The sequence below is a fragment of the Altererythrobacter epoxidivorans genome, from assembly GCF_001281485.1.
Taxonomy (GTDB): Bacteria; Pseudomonadota; Alphaproteobacteria; order Sphingomonadales; family Sphingomonadaceae; genus Erythrobacter; species Erythrobacter epoxidivorans.
In genome coordinates this window covers 1,173,336-1,193,489 of sequence record NZ_CP012669.1, presented here as the reverse complement: position 1 = coordinate 1,193,489, position 20,154 = coordinate 1,173,336, and the positions used below count along the sequence as shown (strand labels likewise).

The window sequence follows — 20,154 nt, the reverse complement described above, 5'->3', positions numbered from 1 at the left end:
GCTCAGTTCCTCAGGCGCTCGATAGCCTGAGCGAGCGCGACATAGAGCTTGCCCATATCCGAACTCAGTACGGTCACGCCCAGTGAATTGCCATCGCGCGTTGAAAGCAACGAGCGGAGCATCGCTTCGAAATCGTGAATGTACCGGCTGACGTGCTCGCGGAAATCGTCGTCGGTTTCGTATAGCTCGACGATTTCGCGAGCTTCGGAATTGTCGATCAGGCGAACCGCGCGGCGGGTGAAGATACCGCGGTCGCCGCGAAGGTAAGCAGCCCAGGAGGTATCGGCAACGTCCTCTGCCAAGGCCTTGCTTATGTCGATAGCGCTTGAATTGAGGCTGTCGGTGATGAGCGCCATGCGACGCGCAAAATCATTGTCGACCTGTTCCTGTGCGATTTCCCGCGCCCTCGTGACGCGCTGTTCCAGATTGCCGGCGAGTTCGTTCACCTTGGACAATTGATCACGCAGCTGGATCGTCGTCTCGCGGCCTGCCTGCGAGGCCTTGATCGCGACCTGTTCGATTTGCTCGATTGCATCGAGGCTGTGCGTCTGGAGCGAGCGTTGCACAGCACTGCTCGCCAGACCGGCGACACCATCTGCGGCCTTGTTCACGACATCTTCGGCGCTTTTTTCGAGCGTAGCGAATGCTTCCTTCGAAGCCTTCAGCAATTCGCTGATGGCATTCTGCAAACTGTCGCTGGCATGGTTAGCCAGACGCTCGCTGCTACCTTCAAGGTCACTGACAAGGGCCTGAAGGGACTGCAAGCGCACCAGATTATCGTCCGAATGGGCCCTAAGGCGCATGTGCAACGCGTCGATGTTCTTGCCGGTGTGTTCGATATTGTCCTGCGTAGTAATCAGGTAGTTCGACAAGGCGTCGCCGCGATTGCTCGCCTCGTTCATCGTGTCGCGCAGGAGCGCAGCACGCTCTTCCACCCTCTCGAGCTTGGCGGACGCTGTCTCGATTGCCTTCGGCAAATCCTCACGGCTTTGGCGGGCACCCGACTGCAGGATTTCAAGCAAGCGAATGCTCGATTCCGTCACCTCAGCCAAGGCAGCGTTTGTCGCTTCCAAATTGCTGCGATTGTTCGAAAGCTTGTCTTCGAGACCGCTCAGGCCGGTGTCCAGCTGTTGCGATGCGCCGCTGGCATGTTCGGAAACCCGCTCAAACAGCGAATTGATCTCGCTCACCTTCGCAGCCAGTTCCTGCCCGTGCGCGACCATCCGTTCCGCCCGCGCAAGCTGGGCTTCCGTACGCTCTTCTATTGCGTCGTCGAGATCGGAAAGTCGCTGAGCAAGGGCTTCGCTCGCCTGCGTTTCACGCGTTTCGAACTGGTCCTGCCTGTTGGCGATTTCCTCGTTGAATTTCGCGTCGCGAACGGCGAGCAGATCGTCGAAACGGCCTGCTTCCTCGTGCAATGCCTTGACCCGCGCCTGCGCGGCTTCAAGCGCCTTGGCATCAAGCTGGTCGAGATCAGATATGACGGCCGCGACTTCATCGTGAAGTCGATCCTTGGCGTTGCGAAGGTTCTTGAATGCCAGCTCCTCGGCTTCGCGAATGGAGGCGCCGATGGCGCTGCCTTCTTCGCGTACGAGTTCGATTCGCGATTTCAGCGCATCGAGGCTGCGTTCTTCCTCGTCTGTGAACTCGCTTTGCAGGGCGACGAGGCCATTCCGAAGTTCGTCCGCCCTGTGGCGCATGGCGGCAAGAGCATCCACTTCACGTCCGTCGAGATCGACCCTGAATTCCTCGCTCTTTGCCGCGAGCGCCTCGAACCGTTCGGTGGCCAGCACATCGAGTCGATCCACTTGCTGTTCGAAGGCGTCGATGGTCGATGCCACCTTCGCGCTTAGTGCGTCGACCTGATTGCCGCTCGCTGTGCCGAACTCGTTCAACCGGCCGAACCCGGCGATCAGCTTGTCCAGCTGTTCCCGGGCGGTTCTTCCGGCGTTTCCGACCTGGCTCGACACATCCTTTGCCGAATTCGCGATAACCGGCAGATCGTCCCGCAGTTTCTGCATGTTTTCCAGCGCAGTCGTGCTCACCGAAGAAATGGAATCGATCTGCGCGCTGTTGTTGTGGATGAGTCCCTGCAACTGGTCGGCATGCGTCGAAAGGCGCTCCGCTGCGATCCTTCCAAGCGATTCAAGGTCCCGCGATTGCGATCCGAGGAATTCGCGTGCGAGGCTCAATTCGCGGTTCACGATGATGAGGCGGCTTTCGAGCTCGCGCGATTCGCGTGCAAGGGCAGCTGCCGCATCGGCAAAGCGCACGGATTCGCGGCGACTGTTGCGCATGGCCAAGAGCCAGAGCGACACGATCAGAAGGACAGGAACCGACCAGTTGATCACCCAGCCGATCCACTGCTCCGGAGTTCCGCCAGACAGGATCGCGTCGCGGAACGTCCAAACGAAAAAGGCGGTCCAGGCGATGACAGAGAATATCGCGGCGGCCGGGACGATCCATGCGAACGAGCGTGCAGCACGCTCTTCCTCGAGCTCTTCCCACTCGTCCTGCCACTCTTCCTCGAGCGCAAGCGTGTCGTCGCTTGTCTGCTCGACAGCGTGATCCTGCGCTTCTTGCGCGGCTTCGGGGCCAACGGCCCGGATATGCGATCCCCCGGTCATATTATGGAATCTATCACGTTTCAGAGCAGGTTAAACCCTGCTTTAACCCTATCCGTCGTATTCCCGTGTCCTATGGCATACGAAAGCGGAGCATTGGACGCCACTTTGGCGGCAGCAGCAGGCGAAGACAGCGCGCTGATGGCCGAACTGCGCCTCGCGTTCGTGGAAAGCGCGCGCAAGCAGGTCGACCTGCTGAAACGGTCGCGTTGCGATGGCAATTGGAACGTCGCTGCGATGCGGCTCAAAGGGCTGGCTGCCAGTTTCCATGCGAGTGAGCTCTACGATCTTGCAGAAGAGGCGCTGACTTCGGCGCCCGGAGAACCCACCGTCGTCCGCAAGATCGAGCAGGTGCTCCAGGTTTTTTCGCCTAAGCAGGCATAAGCTCGCGAAAATCGGTTTTTCGGCGCTTGGCAGTAGCCCCGCCTGAAGCCTAGATTGTCGCTCCTTCTGGAGAGACAATCACTTGCGCGTCGCACTTCTATCTGCCGTTGAACTCACCGACCAGGGCACGCTCAGGGCGTTCCTGACCATCGGCAGTCGTTCGGTTATCGCCTGGCAGGTGGATCTTGCCGTAAGCCTCGGTTGCGAAAGGATTATCTGCCTCGCGACCGGACCTCGACCTGAACTTATCGAATTGCAGAAAGAGGTCGAGGGCAGGGGCCTTCAGTTCCGGATGGTACGCGGCCCACTGCAACTCGTCGGGCTCATGTCCGCCGATAACGAGATCGTCGTGATCGAAGATGGCCTGGTAATGGATGTGGCCCTTGCAGGCGAAATTGCCGGCAATTGTCGCGGCATTGCGGCGCTTCCTGGCGATGAAGGTGTATCGGCCGGTTTCGAGCGGATCGATGCTGACAGGGCGTGGGCAGGGCTTATTGTGGCTCGTGGCAACATCGTGGAGCGCCTTGCCGATATGCCGGCAGACGCAGATGCCGTTTCGCTACTTCTGCGGTTGGCGCTGCAATCCGGGACGCAGGTCGTCTTGCTCGATCGTCAACGGATGGCCTCAGGCGAACTCATCCTGGCATCGGACGAGACTTCGATAGCTAAAAGGGAGGTCGCACTCCTCGATCAGGCAGTGACGCGCAGTTCGTGGACCGCACCGGCTTCTGCGATCTCGAGCCGATTTGCGCGCTGGTTGGCGCCGCGAGCGCTCAAGAAAGGACCGATAATCGCCAAGGCCCTTGCAGTTGTTACTGTGGGCGCAGGGATCGCCTGTTCGGTTGTCGACTACACTTGGGTCGGCCTGATCCTTGCCGCAATCGCTTTTCTTGCATGGCAGGTTGGCAGTGCGCTGAGTGATATGGACAGCCGGATGCGAGGGGCCGCCAAGTCTGTTAAAAAGAATATTATAACCAAGTCCTTGGTGGACATTGTTCTGATCGCGATTCTTGTTTTACCAGCATCGCTTCCGATGCTCGCTAGCCAAATATTCCTGCCCTTGATCACGATTGGCCTTGCCCGACTGGCACAGCGGGATGCGGGAAAGATGCTCTCGGGTCTCGCATCCGACCGAGTGCTTCTTGCCCTTATGCTCGCACCGGCTGCATCCATCGGTCGTCTCGACGAAATGCTTGCCCTTGTTGCCCTACTGTTTTTGTCGGCAGCGCTTTTCGTTCTTCGCCCGTCGCGGATAACAGGGGATTAACCCTATCGGGGTAAGATCTAGGCATGACCGAACCAGCGGCTCAAATACCCTTGGCGACAGATGTCGAGACGCTGCTTCGCGGCGACCTCGACCAGAGTGATCGCGCCCTGGCAGGGGTTGCCCCGGTGCTCAGCTACCTGCTGGCAAGTTCTGGCCAGTCGTTGATTTCGGACGATCTCCTGGCCCGGATGCGCGGGATGCTCTCGGACATTGCAGGACAGCTTCTGCGCATACAGGAAGAAGCGACCGCCCCTTTCCCATTCAGCGGGGGCGACGATCAGTCGCACGACAGCCTGATGGTCAAACTGGCTGCCAACACGCGATTGCTGAGCCATTGTTTCGCCGTGGCGGTGGAAGCGCAGCTGAGCGAGGAACTCGAACTCCGGCTCGGCCTCGATCAGGTACTCTCGCCCCTGATGCAGGAATTGATTGCCTCGAAAGATGCCAAGCTGGCGGAACTCGCGATGGCAGCGATGAGCGCGCAAGCGCGGTTTGTGCAGGCGCGCAGGCGTATGGGGCTGTCGCTGAACGATCTGCCGGCCGATATTTTTCACAGCCTGATGGCGAGCTGGAACGAGATTGCGGGCAGCTCTGCCGCAGCCACGCGGGCCAAGGGTGAGGCGCTTCTTCGCGCAAATTACGATGAAAGTTTGGGGCGAACCGCGCTCCTGACCCGCCTTGTAGGGGCTTTGGGTGGTGCTGCGCGGGCAGCGCTGGCAGTCGATCACGCGGGTGTGGCGCTTTTCGTTACGAGCCTTGCAGCTCTCTCCAAACAGCCGCGAGAACTGGCAGCGCTTTCGTGCCACGATACGCAGGGAACGAGGCTGGCGCTGGCACTCAGGTCGACCGACCTCTCCCCCGAAAGGGTGATCGAACAGGTCGCCCTGCTGCACCCCGGGGCTGAGCTGCCGCAAGAGGTGGCGAATATCTCCGCTGACAGGGCGCAGGTGCTCCTCGAGGAATCGCGCAGCGGAGTGGACGGATAAGCCATGGCCGGTTCGGAAAACTTGCTGGCCGCTCGGGGCATCACCGATGGCGAAGATCGCCTGTTGAGCGCGGATCCTCCGCTTGCAGAATTGCAGGAGCGTTGCGGCGGATCGATACCCGGAACTCTGGCGATCCCTGAACTTCTCGACTTGGTGCGGCAGGGTCGGCAGATGGGGTTACGTTTGGCGCGGGAATTCAGCGCTTTCGACGGCGTCGACAAGGTGAGCGGCTTCGTCAGGATCAATCCGCTTGAGACTGACGACGGAGCAGTTTGCGAATTGCTGGTTGAGAATTGGCACAGGGAAAGCCGCCCGGTGGAAGACGCTCGGGAAATGGCCGCACGGCAGGACGCGATCGACCGCGCCAGCGCCGAGTTTACCGCCCGGCTCGATGCAAGCCAAAGGGTCCTGACTATCGATACGCAGGGCGCAGACTTGTTACAGCTTGCAGGTGCAATGCGCGGCGAACCCGGCAAGTGCTGGCACGACTACGTGCATTTGGAAGGCATTGCCCACCGTCAGCCACTGCACTGGCGCCTCCTCGACGGATCGCGATGCACTGTCGAAGGTTCGGAGCGCGGATGGACCGCTCGCCTGATGCCGATCGGTGGCAGCACGCAGGAACCCCATGGGTTCGAACTGCTTCTGATTGCCGATCATCCGCTCATGGACGAAGCAGATAACGACGCTGGTGCTGAGGATAACGGGGACGGCAGCCTTATCGGAGAAGCGCTCGCGCCGGCGTTGAGGCAGCCAGTGTCGCGCATAATTGCGAATGCAGAGACAATCAGGGCACGTCTCGCAGGTCCGTTGCGCCCCGAATACAGCGATTACGCCGCCGATATCTCTGCCGCAGGGCAGCACCTGGCAGGCCTGCTCGATGATCTGGCCGATCTTGAAGTGGTTGAAGCGCCGGACTTTACCGCTGCAAAGGATCGTATCGACCTTGCCGATGCCGCGCGCCGGGCAGGCGGCATCCTGGGCGTGAGAGCGCGTGACAAGGACATCAATCTGGTGCTGCCGCAAGGTAGTATGGACATCGAGGCCATTGGCGAATTCCGCCGTATCCTCCAGATCCTGCTCAACCTTGTCGGCAACGCGATCAACTATTCGCCTGCCGGCAGCCGTGTCGAGGTTACGGTCGGACAAATCGGCGCCCAACGCGTCACGATCAGTGTCTCCGACGAAGGGCCGGGAATTTCCGAAGAACAACGCGCGCGTGTGTTCGAAAAGTTCGAAAGACTCGGGCGCGATGGCGACGGTGGATCAGGCCTGGGCCTGTACATATCCCAACGCCTGGCAAACGCCATGGGCGGTGAGCTTCAAGTCGAGAGCGAGGAAGGGGCAGGGGCGACTTTCACCCTTTTCCTGCCCCGAGCCTGACCGGTTTTAGCCGCGGCGTGCGATCTGCCGCGATAGCAAAATCAGCAAAATACCGACGATGGCTATGGCGATGCCATAGGTGACCCAGTCGCCGTTCGCCAACATGAAGCTTTCTGCCGGCCACATAATGATGCCGGCACCTTGCAGTGCGAAGAAGCTTCCGAAGATCGCGAGCACGAAGCCCGCGATCAGGAAGAGATAACGCAAGAAAGCCATTGCTGCGCTTAACGCTGGCCGACCGGCACGTAATCGCGCTGCGTCGGACCGGTGTAGAGCTGGCGCGGACGACCGATGACCTGGCCTGGATCGGAAATCATCTCGTTCCACTGCGCGACCCAGCCAACGGTACGGGCAAGGGCGAAGAGCGCGGTGAACATGGTCGTCGGGAAGCCGATGGCCGAGAGGATCACGCCGGAGTAGAAGTCAACGTTGGGGAAGAGCTTCTTTTCCTTGAAGTAATCGTCGTTGAGAGCCATTTCTTCAAGGCGCAGCGCGGTTTCGAAGACAGGGTCGCTGACCTTGAGCGCGTCAAAGACTTCACGAACGGTCTTCTGCATGACCGTCGCGCGCGGATCGTAATTCTTGTAGACGCGGTGACCGAAGCCCATGAGACGGAACGGATCGTTCTTGTCCTTGGCGCGCTCGATATAGTGCGGAATGCGATCCGGCGTGCCGATCTCGCGCAGCATGTTCAGCGCAGCTTCGTTGGCGCCGCCATGGGCAGGGCCCCACAGACAGGCGATGCCCGCTGCGATACAGGCAAACGGGTTGGCACCCGAAGAACCGGCAAGTCGAACGGTCGAGGTCGACGCGTTCTGTTCGTGGTCTGCGTGCAGGATGAAGATGCGGTCCATGGCCTTCTCAACGGCCGGGATTACTTCGTAATCTTCGGCAGGAACGCCGAAGGTCATGCGCAGGAAATTGCCGGTGTAGCTGAGCGAATTGTCGGGCTGCATGAAGGGCTGGCCGACCGAATACTTGTAGGCCATTGCAGCAATCGTCGGCATCTTCGCGATCAGGCGGTGGCTCGCGATCTTGCGCTGCTCGGGATCGGCAATATCGGTGCTGTCGTGATAGAAGGCCGACAGCGCACCGACGACACCGCACATGATGGCCATTGGGTGCGCGTCGCGGCGGAAGCCCTGGTAGAACTGGCGCAGCTGGTCATGCAGCATGGTGTGGCGGGTGATGGTGTAGGTGAAGTCGTCCAGCGTTTCCTGTTGCGGCAGCTCGCCGTTCAGCAGGAGGTATGCGACTTCCATGAAGCTGGACTCTTCTGCCAGCTGACCGATCGGATAACCGCGATGGAGAAGGATACCTTCGTCACCATCGATATAGGTCAGTGCGCTTTCGCAGCTGGCAGTCGACTTGTATCCGGGATCGAAGGTGAAGGCGCCGGTCTGGCCGTACAGCTTGCGAATATCGACCACGTCGGGCCCGGTGCTGCCTTCCAGCACAGGAAATTCGTAAGTCTGACCACCCAGTTCGAGTTTTGCCTGTTTGTCCGACAAAATGCTTCTCCTTTAAACGTTTTCCCGCGCTCAGCCTGCTGTTGCAGCCTGCGCTTCGATCCGCGCAAGTGCTTCTTCCCGTCCCAGAAGGACCAGAACATCGAAAATACCGGGCGACGTCGTCGTTCCGGTAAGGGCTGCGCGCATTGGTTGCGCGAGCTTGCCGAGACCCAGTTCGAGCTCCTCGGCGATTGATTTGGTAGTGGCTTCGAGTGCCTCGATTGTCCAGTCATTTTCACCGCGTAGCCGCTCTCCGATCACGGAGAGGCGCTGCCTCGCGTCATCGTCCAGCAAGCCGGCGGCCTTTTCCGTCATTTCGAGCGGACGCTTCTTGAACAAAAACTCCGCACCTTCAGCGAGTTCGTCGAGGTTCTTCGCACGTGTCTTGAGGACTGGCATCGCCTGCGCCAGCAGCGCGACATCGGCTTCCGGACCAATTCGCGGGGCGACCAGTTGGGCCAGGCGGTGGTCGTCTGCCTCGCGAATGTAGTGCCCGTTGAGGTTCTCGAGTTTCTTGAGGTCGAAGCGCGAGGGGCTCTTGCCGACGCCATCGATGTCGAAGAGGGCAATCGCCTCCTCGCGCGATATTTCCTCGCGGTCGCCGTGACCCCAGCCAAGGCGCAGCAAGTAATTGAACAGGGCCTCTGAAAGGATGCCCATATCGTCGCGATAAGAGTCCACGCCGAGGGCACCATGTCGTTTCGACAATTTGGCGCCGTCGGCACCGTGGATCAGCGGGATGTGCGCGTAGACGGGCTGCGCCCAGTCGCCCTCGATCTTGTCCATCGCGTGATAGATCGGAAGCTGACGGAATGCGTTGTTGAGATGGTCGTCCCCGCGGATCACGTGGGTCACGCCCATGTCCCTGTCATCCACGACTGCTGCCAGCATATAGGTAGGTGTGCCATCTGCGCGCAGGATGATGTAATCATCCAGTTCGGCATTACGGACCGTCACCTTACCCTGGACCTGGTCCTCGATGGTGGTTTCGCCTTCTTCCGGCGTTTTCAGACGGACTACGAACGGAGCGCCGAGCGGCGCTTCACTCGCATCCCGGTGTCGCCACCGGCCGTCGTAACGCATCGGCTCCTTCGCTGCTCGCTGGGCAGCGCGCATTTCCTCGAGTTCTTCTGGAGTGGCGAAGCACTTGTAGGCATAGCCCGCTTCCAGCAGCTTTTCAGCGACCTCGACATGGCGTGAACCGCGTTCGGACTGGAACACCGGCTCTTCGTCATATTCCAGCCCGAGCCACTGCAGACCGTCGAGAATGGCATCGATCGCTTCTTGCGTGGAGCGCTTGCGATCGGTGTCCTCGATGCGGAGCAGGGCCTTGCCACCGTGATGGCGGGAAAAGAGCCAGTTGAACAAGGCAGTCCGGGCTCCGCCGATATGGAGGAAGCCTGTGGGGGAAGGGGCAAAGCGAGTGATGACCGTGCCGGTCTTTTCTCCGCTTTCGCTTGCCATAAGTGCCTCAATCCTTTCAATAAACACATGGGGACACGTCACACGCCGATGGTGCCCACGGGGGACGGTCAGGGCAGCTTGGATGCTGCAGTGCAGCGCAATTGGCTTAGTGCAGCTCAATTGTCCAGTGCCGTGTCCTTGCTGGAGCGGAATTTGGACCGTTCCGGGTTCGATCGTGCGCCATGGCTGGTCGTCGCTTTCTCCGCTGGCATCGCGAGCTGGTTCCTGATGCCCGGTCCGCTTCAATGGGCCTTATCTATCATCATTTGCGTTCTGGTGGCCGTGTCCGCCGCGGCGGTGTGGCGCGACGACGGATCGAGATCGCATCTGCGAATGGCTGTCATCGCCTTGTCGGTGATGTTCGCACTCGGTGTCGCGACAATCTGGACGCGCTCCGAGATGGTTGGTGCGACACCTGTCGACAGGCCGATGGTCACGACCTTGTCGGGTTATGTGATCGACCGGGAAAATCAGCCAGCGCAAAAGCGCGCGCGGTTGACGCTGGCAATCAGGGAGGCGGATCGCGGCGCGGCGTTGAAGGTTCGCGTCAATGTCGACGAGGATGATTTATACCCTTCGGTGAGTGAGGGTTCGATCATCAAGCTTCGTGCTCGCCTGATGCCACCAGCGCCACCCATGTTTCCCGGCGGCTATAATTTTGCAAGGCGGGCGTGGTTCGACGGTTTGGCCGCCACGGGTAGCGCGATCGGGCAAGTGGAAGTCATCGACGGCGACCCAGCGCAATCCGGTCTCGCCAATGTCCAACGGCGGCTTGCCAGCCATGTTCGGAGCCAACTGGACGGTTCCGCGGGAGCTATTGCTGCAGCATTCGCCAGCGGAGATAGGGGGGCGATCTCCCCTGCCGACGATGAGGCTATGCGCGACGCCGGGCTGACGCACCTATTGTCGATCAGCGGCCTTCACGTGAGCGCGTTGATTGCCGGTGCATATTTTCTCGCCATCAGGCTCCTCGCGCTCTTTCCGGCAATCGCCCTGCGCGCCCGGCTTCCGATCGTTGCGGCCGCAGTCGCAGCAGGCGCCGGGATTGGATACACCCTGCTGACCGGAGCCGAAGTGCCGACTGTCAGGAGCTGCGTCGCCGCCTTGCTAGTATTGGGAGCGCTGGTGCTGGGTCGTGAGCCGCTGTCGCTGAGACTGGTCGCGGTAGCTGCCTTCACGGTTTTGCTGTTGTGGCCGGAGGCGATCGCCGGGCCGAGTTTCCAGATGAGCTTCGCCGCCGTCATAACAATAATCGCACTGCATGGTTCGCGGCCCGTGCGGGAGTTTCTCTCGCCGAGGGATGAAAATTGGCTTGCAAGGTTCGGTCGGCGAACACTCATGCTGTTAGTAACCGGCTTCGTTATCGAGATCGCGCTGATGCCGATTGTCCTGTTCCATTTTCACAGGGCGGGCGTTTACGGCGCGCTTGCCAACGTGATCGCTATCCCGCTCGTAACCTTTGTTTCCATGCCATTGATCGCGTTCGCACTGGCATTGGACGTGGTTGGGCTTGGCGCTCCCGCGTGGTGGATCGTGGAGCAGAGCCTCGACCTTCTCCTGAAGATCGCTCACACTACAGCAGCACAGCCGGGCGCGGTTAAACTGATGCCGCAAATGACATACGCGACGTTCGGTTTCTTCATCGCAGGCGGGCTTTGGCTTGCCTTGTGGAGTGGCAGGTTCCGGCTGCTCTCTGCTGTTCCGATTGCCATCGGATGCATCATGCTGGCGCGCACGCCTGTCCCTGACCTGCTCATATCAAGCGATGGTCGACACGTCGCCATCACAATGCCGGACAATAGATTGCTGAGCCTTCGCGATACGAGATCGGATTACGCAAGGGACAACATGATCGAACTGGCGGGAACCCGCAGTGAGCCCGTCCCGGTCGAAACTTGGCCAAGCGCCGATTGTTCTCCCGAATTCTGTGTCCTTGATATCGAACGCGACGGACGGAAGTGGTCGTTGCTGATGGCGCGAAACAGGGTCAGGGTAGAGGAGCGGTCACTCGCTGCCGCTTGCGAACGTTCCGACATTGTCGTGGCAGATCGCTGGCTACCGGCGTCTTGCAGGCCGCTCTGGCTGAAAGCGGACGCTGCCTATCTGAGGGAAAATGGCGGGTTATCGATCGACGTTGAGGGGCGAGAGATCACCACAGTGGCATCAGCGCAGGGGCAGCATGGTTGGTGGCAAGCCGCCGAGAAGTAGCGGCTCGCCAATCAACCGGATTTTCAGTGATAGCGGCGGAGCAATCCGGCTAGCTTGCCCTGAACAACCACTTCATGAGCATCGTAAATCTGCGGATCGTACATTCCGTTTGCCGGATCGAGCCGAACCTTGCCGTTCTCACGGCGCAAATACTTGAGTGTCGCTTCCTCGTTCCGCACCAGGGCGACAACGATTTCCCCGTCACGGACGGAATCGGTCCGGCGCACGAGGGCGAAATCACCATCGAAAATGCCCGCTTCGATCATCGAGTCGCCAGAGACTTCGAGCGCATAGTGCTCGCCAGGGCCGAGCAGGGCGGCAGGCACCGGCATCGATGACTGGCCTTCGATCGCCTCGATCGGGGCACCGGCTGCAATCCGGCCATGAAGCGGAACATCGATGATATCGTTGGCCGGTTCGGGCGTACGAGCCGCAGCTGCACGCGACATTGTGACAGGATCATTGGCTGCAACCGGACGCTTGACCGCAGGGGTCGCATCTTCGGGCTGCTTGATGACTTCAAGTGCGCGGGCGCGATTGGGAAGCCGGCGAATAAAGCCGCGTTCCTCGAGCGCGCTGATCAGGCGATGGACACCCGACTTGCTCTTGAGATCGAGCGCCTCCTTCATTTCTTCGAAGGATGGCGAAATTCCCGTATCTTCAAGCCGTTGCTGGATGAAGCGGATCAATTCGTGCTGCTTTGCCGTCAGCATGGCGAAAACCTCCTCTGGTCGCCCGTTCTCGTGCACCGATAAGGTGAACGAATAAGGAACAATTAGGCAACAGTTTTCACCAAGTCAAGCTGCGAGGCTGTTAGAGCAAGATGCACTCCACCCGTGAACCAGTCGCAAGCGCCGTGCTTTCAGCCGGACGATCAATAAGGCAGTTCGACGCAGCAAGCGTTGCAAGCGCGGATGAATCTTGCGAGTCCGAGGTGACAACCGTTGTCCCGTCCCAATATCCGCGCAGGAATTCCCGTCGCGATCCGGTCGGCGCCAGATCGCAACCCAATTTCGCTACGGCTCTGAATGGCATCGGAGCGGCCGCGCCCATCGCGGCTCTCGCATATGGCATGACGAAAAGGAGGCAGGTGACGAAGCTGGAAACAGGATTGCCGGGAAGCCCGAAGATCACGGTCTTCTCTCTCCGCGCCACCATCAACGGCTTGCCAGGCTTGATGGCCACTTTCCAGAAGTCGATGTGAGCGCCCCAGTTTTCGAGGGCAGGACGCATCAAATCGTGATCGCCGACAGATGCGCCGCCAGAAGTTACGAGCATGTCGAGGCCGTCGGCTGTCGCGAGGGCTTCTGCCAGGGCATCCGGATCGTCGCCGACAGGGCCGATCCTGACGATTTCGCAGCCCAGCTCTGCGAGCATCGCGGAGATCATCGCGCCATTCGATGCAGGTATCTGATCGGGTCCGCAATCTTCGGGATTTGCGGACAGCTCGTCACCGCTGTCGAGTACGCCGACCCGCAGGGGCTGCATTACCGGCAGCTTCGCATGGCCCGAGCCGATGGCGAGTGCGAGCTGTGCAGGTCCGATCCGCACGCCCGCCTTCAGCACGAGGTCGCCTTTGGCAAAGTCGAAGCCGCGGCGGCGAACGTGCTTGCCCCTATCCGGATGGTCATGCGTGCATTTGACCAGACCTCCTTCGACCTCTGCATTCTCCTGGATGAGAACTCGGTCCGCGCCTTCGGGCATGCTGGCGCCAGTAGAGATCCGCACGCATTCACCGGCACCGACCGGTTCTGCGAACGGGTGACCTGCGCGGCTCTCGCCAACCAGTTGCCACGGTCCGTCGCCGTTTAAAGCGTATCCATCCATTGCGGAGAGGTCTGCCGGGGGTTGGGTGCGGTTCGCCCTGAGGTCTTCGGCGAGGTAGCGTCCGATACATCGATCGACCGGCAGTGTGATAACAGGGCGCGGATCGACGAGATCCAATACACGGCTCTGTGCGTCTTCGAGGGATAGCAAGGCAGCCATCAGTCGGCGATTTCTGCCCGCCAGTGACCCGATTTGCCGCCGGTCTTCTCCAGGAGACGAACCCCTTCGATGACCATGCCTTTTTCAAGCGCCTTCGCCATATCGTAAATGGTGAGCAAGGCTGTGGATGCGGCGACCATTGCCTCCATTTCCACCCCGGTTTTCCCGGTGAGTGCGGCGGTTGCGGTTACGCGGATCGCGCAATCCTCGAAATCGAATTGCACTTCGACAGATTCGAGCCCGAGTGGATGGCAAAGCGGGATCAGGTCGGCCGTCTTCTTCGCTGCCATGATCCCGGCAATCCGCGCGGTGCCGAGAACGTCGCCTTTGGGAGCATCGCCAGCCCTGATCGCCGCAAGCGTTTCCGGCTTCATCGTGATGCGACCGCCTGCAACAGCCTTGCGCACCGTTTCCGCCTTTGCACCGACATCGACCATGCGCGCTTCGCCGCTTTCACCGAGATGGGTCAGATCGCTCATCCGCTTGCTCATTCTTCCGCTGCAAATCCTACTGGATGGAACACATGGAACACAGTCCATGTAGAGGAAAACTGGGGCGTCGGCGCAAGGCTGTCCTGGCGCATTTCAACCGGATGTCCCGAAGACTACATGCGCCGTGCCTGCCAGAAAATGCGGCAGTAGGATAGCGTCAGCCGAGCAGTAGCTTGCGAGTTGCAGCCTCGACATCAGCTTCGCGCATCAGGCTTTCCCCGACAAGGAAGGTTCGCACGCCTGCGCTGGCCAGCCGCAGGCAATCCCGGTGCGAGTTGATCCCGCTTTCGCCCACCAGCAAGGTCCCTTCAGGCGCAAGTCCCGCCAGCCGTTCGGTCGTCGCAAGGTCTGTCCTGAACGTCTTGAGGTCTCGGTTGTTGACCCCGATCAGGCGTGATTTCAGGCGCGATGCCCGTTCCATTTCGGCCTCGTCATGCACCTCGACGAGCACGTCCATCCCGCGTTCCAGCGCAGCAGCCTCGATTTCCTGCATTGCGCTGTCTTCCAGCGCAGCGACGATGATGAGGATCGCGTCTGCACCGATGCTGCGGGCTTCTGCGACTTGCCATGGTTCGACCATGAAATCCTTGCGCAGAACGGGGAGTGCGCATGCATTCCGCGCCGCGACGAGGTAATCTTCGTGACCCTGGAAATAGGGGGCATCGGTCAGGACGGAGAGACACGCCGCACCGCCTGCCTCGTAAGCCTCTGCGTGAGCCGGTGGGTCGAAGTCTGCGCGGATCAAGCCTTTCGAAGGCGATGCCTTCTTGATCTCCGCAATCAGGCCGAAACCGTCCGCACTGGCCGCTCGCAATGCTGCTTCGAAGCCGCGTGGAGCCGACTGTCCGGCTGCCTCGTGATCGAGCGCGGTGATCGACCTTTCGGCCCGCCGCTGCGCGACCTCGATGCGCTTGTTCTCGCAAATCTCGTCGAGCTTGTTCATCGGGCCATCTCGATCCAGTTGGCCAGCAGGCCCTTTGCCGCACCGCTATCGATCGCCTCGCCAGCCATAGCGGCAAGGTCGCCCAGCGTTTCCGTCTTGCCTGCAACGCGCAAGGTTGCCGCCGCATTGAACAGGACGGCATCGCGATATGGGCCGGGCGTCCCTTCGAGCAGGGCCTTGAGCGCGGCAGCATTGTGGACCGCGTCGCCGCCCCTGATCGCCTCGATCGGTGCGTGCGGCAGGCCCGCCATTTCCGCGTCCATGCGCCGCATGTCGAAATCATTGCCTTCGACAACTGCGACCTCGTTACCGCCGGCGAGGCTCAGCTCGTCCAGCCCCTCGTCACCCGATACGATCATCGTGTGGTCGGTGCCGAGTTTGGCCATAGCCTCTGCATAGATAGGCACGTACGCAGGGCGGGCGATACCGATCAGCTGCCGCTTCACCCGCGCGGGATTGGAAAGCGGCCCCATCAGGTTGAAGATGGTACGGCGCCCGATCCGGAGGCGGATAGGCTGGATGCGGCCCATCGCCGGGTGGTGGTTCTTCGCAAAGAGGAAGCAGATGCCGAGTTCCGCCAGCGTCTTTTCCGCCGTGCGACCAGCTGCTTCCATGTCGAGGCCGAGCGCCTCTAGCGTGTCGGCTGCACCCGACTTGGAAGAGGCAGCCCGGTTGCCATGCTTCGCCACCGGGATCCCGCAGGCTGCAACGACGAGGCTGACGGCGGTGGATACGTTCAGCGTATGATGGCCGTCGCCGCCGGTCCCGCAGCAGTCGATTGCATTTGCGGGTGCGTCGACCGGGATCAATCTTGCCCTGAGGGCACGTGCAGCCCCTGCGATCTCATCGGCGGTTTCACTCCGCTCCGTCATCGCGAGCAGGAAGCGGGCGATTTCCTCTTCACTCGCTTCGCCGTCGAGGATCCAGCCGAAGACTTCTTCAGCCTCGGCCTCGCTCATATGCGGTACTGCGAGAGGGAGCGTCTTCATTGCGGCACCCTCTCGTTCATCCCGCACATGTCGAGGAAGTTTGCGAGCAGGGCATGGCCGTGTTCGGTGGCGATGCTTTCCGGATGGAATTGCACGCCGTGGATCGGCAGTTCGCGGTGGCGGAACCCCATTGTGAAGCCATCGTCGGAGGTCGCATTGACGATCAGCTCTTCCGGCTGATCTTGCACCACGAGGCTGTGATAGCGGGTCGCGGTGAAGGGGGAGGGAATGCCTGCAAAAACGCCGCTGTCGTCATGCGTAATCGGGGAGGTCTTGCCATGCATCAGCCCGCCGCGGTCGACCCTGCCGCCGAAATGCTGGCCGATCGATTGATGGCCAAGGCACACGCCGAGGAGCGGCTTGCCCGCATCGGCGCATGCTGCCACGAGATCGAGGCTGATGCCCGCCTCCGTGGGAGTGCATGGGCCGGGCGAAATGAGGAAGCCGGCAGCATTGGTAGCGAGTGCCTCGGTCGCGGTAAGGGCATCGTTGCGCTCGACGCGGACCTCTGCACCCAGTTCCATCAGGTAATGGACTAGGTTGAAGGTGAAACTGTCGTAATTGTCGATGACGAGGATCATAGCCTGTGCGCCATCGCGGTTTGGCCCGCGGCAATCAAGACAGTTTTGGTTTCACCCACCGCGCTTGGCAAACTCGTCCGTCGCGCGGACCAGCCCGTCGATAATGCCCGGTTCGCCTGCAGAATGGCCCGCATCGTGCACGATCCTGAGATCGGCATCGGGCAGGGCCTTCATCACCTGCCAAGCCGAGACAGGCGGCGTGCAGATGTCGTGGCGACCCTGGACGATGATCATCGGAATGCCCCGGACCCGATCGATATCGCGCAGCAGCTGGCCCTCCTCGAGATAGAAATCGTTGAGGAAGAAGCGGGCGCAAATGCGCGCGAACGGTACAGCCTTCGACGGGTCGGCAAATTCGCTCAGCAGATCTTCATTGGGCAGCAGGGTCGAGACCGTACCTTCCCACATCGACCACTCGCGGGCTGCGGCAAGGCGGGTTGCCTCATCATCGCTGGTCAGGCGGTCGTGATAGGCTTTCACGAGGTCGCCGCGTTCGTCTTGCGGAATGTGGCCGCAGAACTGGTCCCACTGTTCGGCCATGATCTCGCCCGCGCCATAGCGATAGAGCCAGCCTTTCTCGCGCTCGGTCGCAAGGAATACGCCGCGCAGGATGATCTCGGTGGTCCGCTCGGGGTATTTCTCCGCATAGGCGAGCGATAGCGTCGCGCCCCAACTGCCGCCGAACACCTGCCATGCCTCGTGCCCGCACATTTCGCGCAGGCGCTCGATATCCTCGACGATACGCCAGGTATCGTTGTGCTCGATTTCGGCGAACGGCAGTGATTTGCCGCAACCGCGCTGGTCGAACAGGAGGACGTCGTAAAGCTCAGGGTTCCACTGGCGGCGATGGGACGGGCTCATCCCGCCGCCCGGGCCGCCGTGAAGGAAGACCGCAGGCTTTGCTCCGGGGGTTCCGACCCGCTCGTAATAGAGCGAATGGCCTTCGCCGACATCGAGCATACCGGTCTCGTATGGCTCGATTTCGGGATAGAGCGTGCGTTCGTAAGTGATCATGGCTGTTTCCTTGTCACGACGATGAGCGGCCCGATCGGGACGCCCTTGTCGAGCCTTCCGCTGGCGGGATTCCAGAGTGACGACACGTTCCCGTCGAGGAATAGCGCATTGGGCGTTTTCAACTCGTCTCGGAAATAGCGTGCCAGTTGGCCAAAGCTGAGAGGCGAGTTCGAGATGACGAAATGCGCCCGGCCAGCCTTGTCCACGCCCACGCCATTGCGGATTGCCTTCGACGGGCCGTTGTCGGTGATTTCAGGATGCAGCTTGCCATCGACGACCAGCATCGGTCCCGATTGCGTGCCGAATTCCGGCCGGGTGCCCACGGTGCGATAAAACTCGTCCGAAGTTTTCACCTGCCAGCTGCCGCCCGTTCCGTAGAACACGCCGTTGGGCTTCATGTGGAAATTGCCGGGCCCGTCCGCTTGGTTCAGTTCCTTCGCGCGGTTGGATTCCTCGACGTAGTAACCGATCGGCTTGCCTTCGCCATCATACATGCCCGCATTCATCGCAAAGGCGACATCGGCCTTGTCGACCGTATTGGAATAGGCGGCGAGCGACCTGTAGGGAGCGCCGCCTTCCGGTCCGAGAGCGGTAGTGATCCGGTTCTTTGCTGGGTCGGCAACGCAGTGGGTCAGTGCGACCTGTTCGAAGGTTACGACCTCGCAGGCGTCATCCTGGTCCGATTTCGCCGCGACTTCTTCGGCAGGTTCGGCCTGATCGGCGCCCGTCTGCCTGATGGTGGTTTCACCATTCTCGCCGAATTCGATGACGGTGACAGCCTTGCCTTCAGGCTCCTGGGTGCACGCCGAAAGGGCGAGCGTGGCTAACAGTAATACGCGTTTCATTGTCCGAATCCGGGCTCGCTTGCGACACGGGCCGCTTCTTTCGCGGCGGCGATCAATGCCCCGGCCTTTGCCTTGCATTCATTGAGTTCATAATCGGGATCGCTGTCGGCAACGATTCCGGCACCGGCCTGCACATGCATGACGCCGTCCTTCACGACTGCCGTGCGCAGCACGATGCAACTGTCGACTGAGCCATCGGGCGCGAAATAGCCAACGCCGCCGGCATAGGCGCCACGGGTTTCAGGTTCGAGTTCGGCAATGACTTCGCAGGCGCGGATCTTGGGTGCACCCGAAACCGTACCGGCGGGAAAACCGGCGAACAGCGCGTCGAGCGCGTCGCTTTCTTCCGCCAGCTCGCCAACGACATTGCTGACGATGTGCATGACATGGCTGTAGCGTTCGATGGTGAAGCTGTCGGTGACACGAACCGTGCCCTTGGCCGCGACCCGTCCGACGTCGTTGCGACCCAGATCGAGCAGCATCAGGTGTTCCGCACGCTCCTTGGGATCGGCGAGCAGGCTCGCCTCGTTCTCGCGGTCGCTTTCGGGATCGGTACCACGCGGCCGGGTGCCGGCGATGGGCCTGATCGTCACTTCTTGTTTGTCCGCTGCGTTCTTGCGCACTCGGACGAGGATTTCGGGGCTGGAACCGACTACCGAGAACCCCGGTAAATCGAGGAAATAGAGAAAGGGCGAGGGGTTCACCCTACGCAATGCGCGATAGAGCGTGAACGGCGGCAGCGGGAACGGGCAGGTAAATCTCTGCGCCAGCACCACCTGGAAGATATCGCCTGCCACGATGTATTCCTTGGCACGTGCGACGAGTGACTTGTACTCGTCAGAGCCAAGAACCGGTTGGAGATCCATCGGGGGCAGGTCGGCGCTGCGATCCTGCTGCACCGCTGCGGCGGAAAGCTGGCTCAGCGCATCGTCGATCCGTTCCGCAGCGCGCTCGATTTCTGCCTCTGCATCGGTCGCCGACCAGATAGGCGCAATGCAGAAAAGTTCTTCGGTGAGGCCGTCGAAAACGAAGATCAGGGTCGGCCTGACGAACAGCATGTCGGGCAGGTCCAGCTCGCTTTGCGGCGCGCGGGGCAGATCCTCTACCAGCCCGATCGTCTCGTATCCGAAATATCCGACGAGGCAGGCAAGGGCAGGGGGCAGGCCGTCTGGCACGTCGATGCGGCATTTTTCGACCAGCGCGCGCAATTCGGTCAGGCTGTCACCTTCGCACTCGGCGAAAGCATCGCGGTCGTGCCGCCATGCTGCGTTGACTTGCGCCGATTTTCCGGATGCACGGAAGACCAGGTCGGGATCGAGCCCGAGAAGGCTGTAGCGTCCGCGGACCTCGCCGCCTTCGACGGATTCGAGCAGGAAGTCGCCTCTACCGGCAACGATCAGCTTGGCAGCCGCACCAACGGGCGTTTCGGTGTCGGCGATGACCTTGCGCCAGATAAGCGCAGGCTTCCCGCTTTTCAG

At 60.8% G+C, this 20,154-nt stretch carries 18 protein-coding genes; 5 read left to right on the top strand and 13 right to left on the bottom strand.

Features of this window, described 5'->3' with window-relative positions; genetic code table 11:
* Positions 1 to 2: 2 nt before the first annotated feature.
* Positions 3 to 2,627, bottom strand: coding sequence for a CCDC158 family protein (locus AMC99_RS06040; protein ID WP_061924147.1), 2,625 nt, complete (start codon positions 2,625 to 2,627; stop codon positions 3 to 5).
* A 72-nt stretch (positions 2,628 to 2,699) separates the two neighbouring features.
* On the opposite strand from AMC99_RS06040, the gene AMC99_RS06035 reads away from it, so the two are divergent.
* The 4 genes from AMC99_RS06035 to AMC99_RS06020 all read left to right on the top strand — a co-directional run bounded on the left by AMC99_RS06035 (position 2,700) and on the right by AMC99_RS06020 (position 6,644).
* Positions 2,700 to 3,008, top strand: a complete 309-nt coding sequence (locus AMC99_RS06035) for a hypothetical protein (RefSeq protein WP_061924145.1) — start codon at positions 2,700 to 2,702, stop codon at positions 3,006 to 3,008.
* Positions 3,009 to 3,090: 82 nt separating this feature from the next.
* Positions 3,091 to 4,275, top strand: a complete 1,185-nt coding sequence (locus tag AMC99_RS06030; RefSeq protein WP_061924142.1) for a hypothetical protein — start codon at positions 3,091 to 3,093, stop codon at positions 4,273 to 4,275.
* Positions 4,276 to 4,298: 23 nt separating this feature from the next.
* Positions 4,299 to 5,261 carry a hypothetical protein gene (locus AMC99_RS06025; RefSeq protein ID WP_061924140.1) on the top strand — a complete coding sequence of 321 codons (963 nt, stop codon included), beginning with the start codon at positions 4,299 to 4,301 and terminating at the stop codon, positions 5,259 to 5,261.
* Between the two features lie 3 nt (positions 5,262 to 5,264).
* On the top strand, positions 5,265 to 6,644 hold the full coding sequence (locus tag AMC99_RS06020; RefSeq protein WP_061924135.1) for a sensor histidine kinase: 1,380 nt from the start codon (positions 5,265 to 5,267) through the stop codon (positions 6,642 to 6,644).
* A gap of 6 nt (positions 6,645 to 6,650) precedes the next feature.
* Here the strand turns inward: AMC99_RS06020 and AMC99_RS06015 are convergent, their stop codons facing one another.
* The 3 genes from AMC99_RS06015 to gltX are packed head-to-tail and all read right to left on the bottom strand — an operon-like array spanning position 6,651 to position 9,619.
* Complete coding sequence (locus AMC99_RS06015) at positions 6,651 to 6,860, bottom strand: hypothetical protein (RefSeq protein ID WP_061924130.1); 210 nt, start codon at positions 6,858 to 6,860, stop codon at positions 6,651 to 6,653.
* An 8-nt stretch (positions 6,861 to 6,868) separates the two neighbouring features.
* A complete protein-coding gene (locus AMC99_RS06010) occupies positions 6,869 to 8,155 on the bottom strand; it encodes a citrate synthase (RefSeq protein WP_061924126.1) in 1,287 nt (428 codons plus the stop codon).
* A gap of 30 nt (positions 8,156 to 8,185) precedes the next feature.
* The gene (gene gltX, locus AMC99_RS06005; RefSeq protein WP_061924123.1) at positions 8,186 to 9,619 is read right to left on the bottom strand and encodes a glutamate--tRNA ligase; all 1,434 of its coding nucleotides are present in this window, start codon (positions 9,617 to 9,619) and stop codon (positions 8,186 to 8,188) included.
* Between the two features lie 27 nt (positions 9,620 to 9,646).
* On the opposite strand from gltX, the gene AMC99_RS06000 reads away from it, so the two are divergent.
* Positions 9,647 to 11,827: a ComEC/Rec2 family competence protein gene (locus AMC99_RS06000; RefSeq protein ID WP_061924120.1), complete on the top strand. Its 2,181-nt coding sequence runs from the start codon at positions 9,647 to 9,649 to the stop codon at positions 11,825 to 11,827.
* A gap of 23 nt (positions 11,828 to 11,850) precedes the next feature.
* Here AMC99_RS06000 and lexA read toward each other — a convergent pair whose 3' ends face one another.
* The 9 genes from lexA to trpE all read right to left on the bottom strand — a co-directional run bounded on the left by lexA (position 11,851) and on the right by trpE (position 20,130).
* The gene (lexA, locus tag AMC99_RS05995; RefSeq protein WP_061924116.1) at positions 11,851 to 12,540 is read right to left on the bottom strand and encodes a transcriptional repressor LexA; all 690 of its coding nucleotides are present in this window, start codon (positions 12,538 to 12,540) and stop codon (positions 11,851 to 11,853) included.
* 100 nt (positions 12,541 to 12,640) lie between these two features.
* Positions 12,641 to 13,813 carry a molybdopterin molybdotransferase MoeA gene (locus tag AMC99_RS05990; protein ID WP_061924113.1) on the bottom strand — a complete coding sequence of 391 codons (1,173 nt, stop codon included), beginning with the start codon at positions 13,811 to 13,813 and terminating at the stop codon, positions 12,641 to 12,643.
* Entirely contained in the window at positions 13,813 to 14,292 is a 480-nt protein-coding gene (gene moaC / locus AMC99_RS05985) for a cyclic pyranopterin monophosphate synthase MoaC (protein ID WP_198143581.1), read from the bottom strand. Before moaC ends, AMC99_RS05990 begins: the two co-directional genes overlap by 1 nt.
* 169 nt (positions 14,293 to 14,461) lie before the next feature.
* Positions 14,462 to 15,247, bottom strand: a complete 786-nt coding sequence (gene trpC, locus AMC99_RS05980) for an indole-3-glycerol phosphate synthase TrpC (protein WP_061924106.1) — start codon at positions 15,245 to 15,247, stop codon at positions 14,462 to 14,464.
* On the bottom strand, positions 15,244 to 16,236 hold the full coding sequence (trpD, locus tag AMC99_RS05975) for an anthranilate phosphoribosyltransferase (protein WP_061924103.1): 993 nt from the start codon (positions 16,234 to 16,236) through the stop codon (positions 15,244 to 15,246). The genes trpC and trpD overlap by 4 nt, the downstream gene beginning before the upstream one ends.
* Entirely contained in the window at positions 16,233 to 16,817 is a 585-nt protein-coding gene (locus AMC99_RS05970; RefSeq protein ID WP_061924099.1) for an anthranilate synthase component II, read from the bottom strand. The genes trpD and AMC99_RS05970 overlap by 4 nt, the downstream gene beginning before the upstream one ends.
* Positions 16,818 to 16,868: 51 nt before the next feature.
* Positions 16,869 to 17,831, bottom strand: coding sequence for a prolyl aminopeptidase (gene pip / locus AMC99_RS05965; protein WP_061924096.1), 963 nt, complete (start codon positions 17,829 to 17,831; stop codon positions 16,869 to 16,871).
* On the bottom strand, positions 17,828 to 18,676 hold the full coding sequence (locus AMC99_RS05960) for a phosphodiester glycosidase family protein (RefSeq protein WP_061924095.1): 849 nt from the start codon (positions 18,674 to 18,676) through the stop codon (positions 17,828 to 17,830). The genes pip and AMC99_RS05960 overlap by 4 nt, the downstream gene beginning before the upstream one ends.
* Positions 18,673 to 20,130, bottom strand: a complete 1,458-nt coding sequence (gene trpE / locus AMC99_RS05955; protein WP_083440103.1) for an anthranilate synthase component I — start codon at positions 20,128 to 20,130, stop codon at positions 18,673 to 18,675. Before trpE ends, AMC99_RS05960 begins: the two co-directional genes overlap by 4 nt.
* Positions 20,131 to 20,154 lie beyond the last annotated feature (24 nt).

Coding starts and splice junctions, on each gene's coding strand:
- AMC99_RS06040 (WP_061924147.1), bottom strand. CDS start 2,627: ATGACCGGGGGATCGCATATCCGGGCCGTTGGCCCCGAAGCCGCGCAA.
- AMC99_RS06035 (WP_061924145.1), top strand. CDS start 2,700: ATGGCATACGAAAGCGGAGCATTGGACGCCACTTTGGCGGCAGCAGCA.
- AMC99_RS06025 (WP_061924140.1), top strand. CDS start 4,299: ATGACCGAACCAGCGGCTCAAATACCCTTGGCGACAGATGTCGAGACG.
- AMC99_RS06020 (WP_061924135.1), top strand. CDS start 5,265: ATGGCCGGTTCGGAAAACTTGCTGGCCGCTCGGGGCATCACCGATGGC.
- AMC99_RS06015 (WP_061924130.1), bottom strand. CDS start 6,860: ATGGCTTTCTTGCGTTATCTCTTCCTGATCGCGGGCTTCGTGCTCGCG.
- gltX (WP_061924123.1), bottom strand. CDS start 9,619: ATGGCAAGCGAAAGCGGAGAAAAGACCGGCACGGTCATCACTCGCTTT.
- AMC99_RS06000 (WP_061924120.1), top strand. CDS start 9,647: ATGGGGACACGTCACACGCCGATGGTGCCCACGGGGGACGGTCAGGGC.
- lexA (WP_061924116.1), bottom strand. CDS start 12,540: ATGCTGACGGCAAAGCAGCACGAATTGATCCGCTTCATCCAGCAACGG.
- AMC99_RS05990 (WP_061924113.1), bottom strand. CDS start 13,813: ATGGCTGCCTTGCTATCCCTCGAAGACGCACAGAGCCGTGTATTGGAT.
- moaC (WP_198143581.1), bottom strand. CDS start 14,292: ATGAGCGATCTGACCCATCTCGGTGAAAGCGGCGAAGCGCGCATGGTC.
- trpC (WP_061924106.1), bottom strand. CDS start 15,247: ATGAACAAGCTCGACGAGATTTGCGAGAACAAGCGCATCGAGGTCGCG.
- trpD (WP_061924103.1), bottom strand. CDS start 16,236: ATGAAGACGCTCCCTCTCGCAGTACCGCATATGAGCGAGGCCGAGGCT.
- AMC99_RS05970 (WP_061924099.1), bottom strand. CDS start 16,817: ATGATCCTCGTCATCGACAATTACGACAGTTTCACCTTCAACCTAGTC.
- pip (WP_061924096.1), bottom strand. CDS start 17,831: ATGATCACTTACGAACGCACGCTCTATCCCGAAATCGAGCCATACGAG.
- AMC99_RS05960 (WP_061924095.1), bottom strand. CDS start 18,676: ATGAAACGCGTATTACTGTTAGCCACGCTCGCCCTTTCGGCGTGCACC.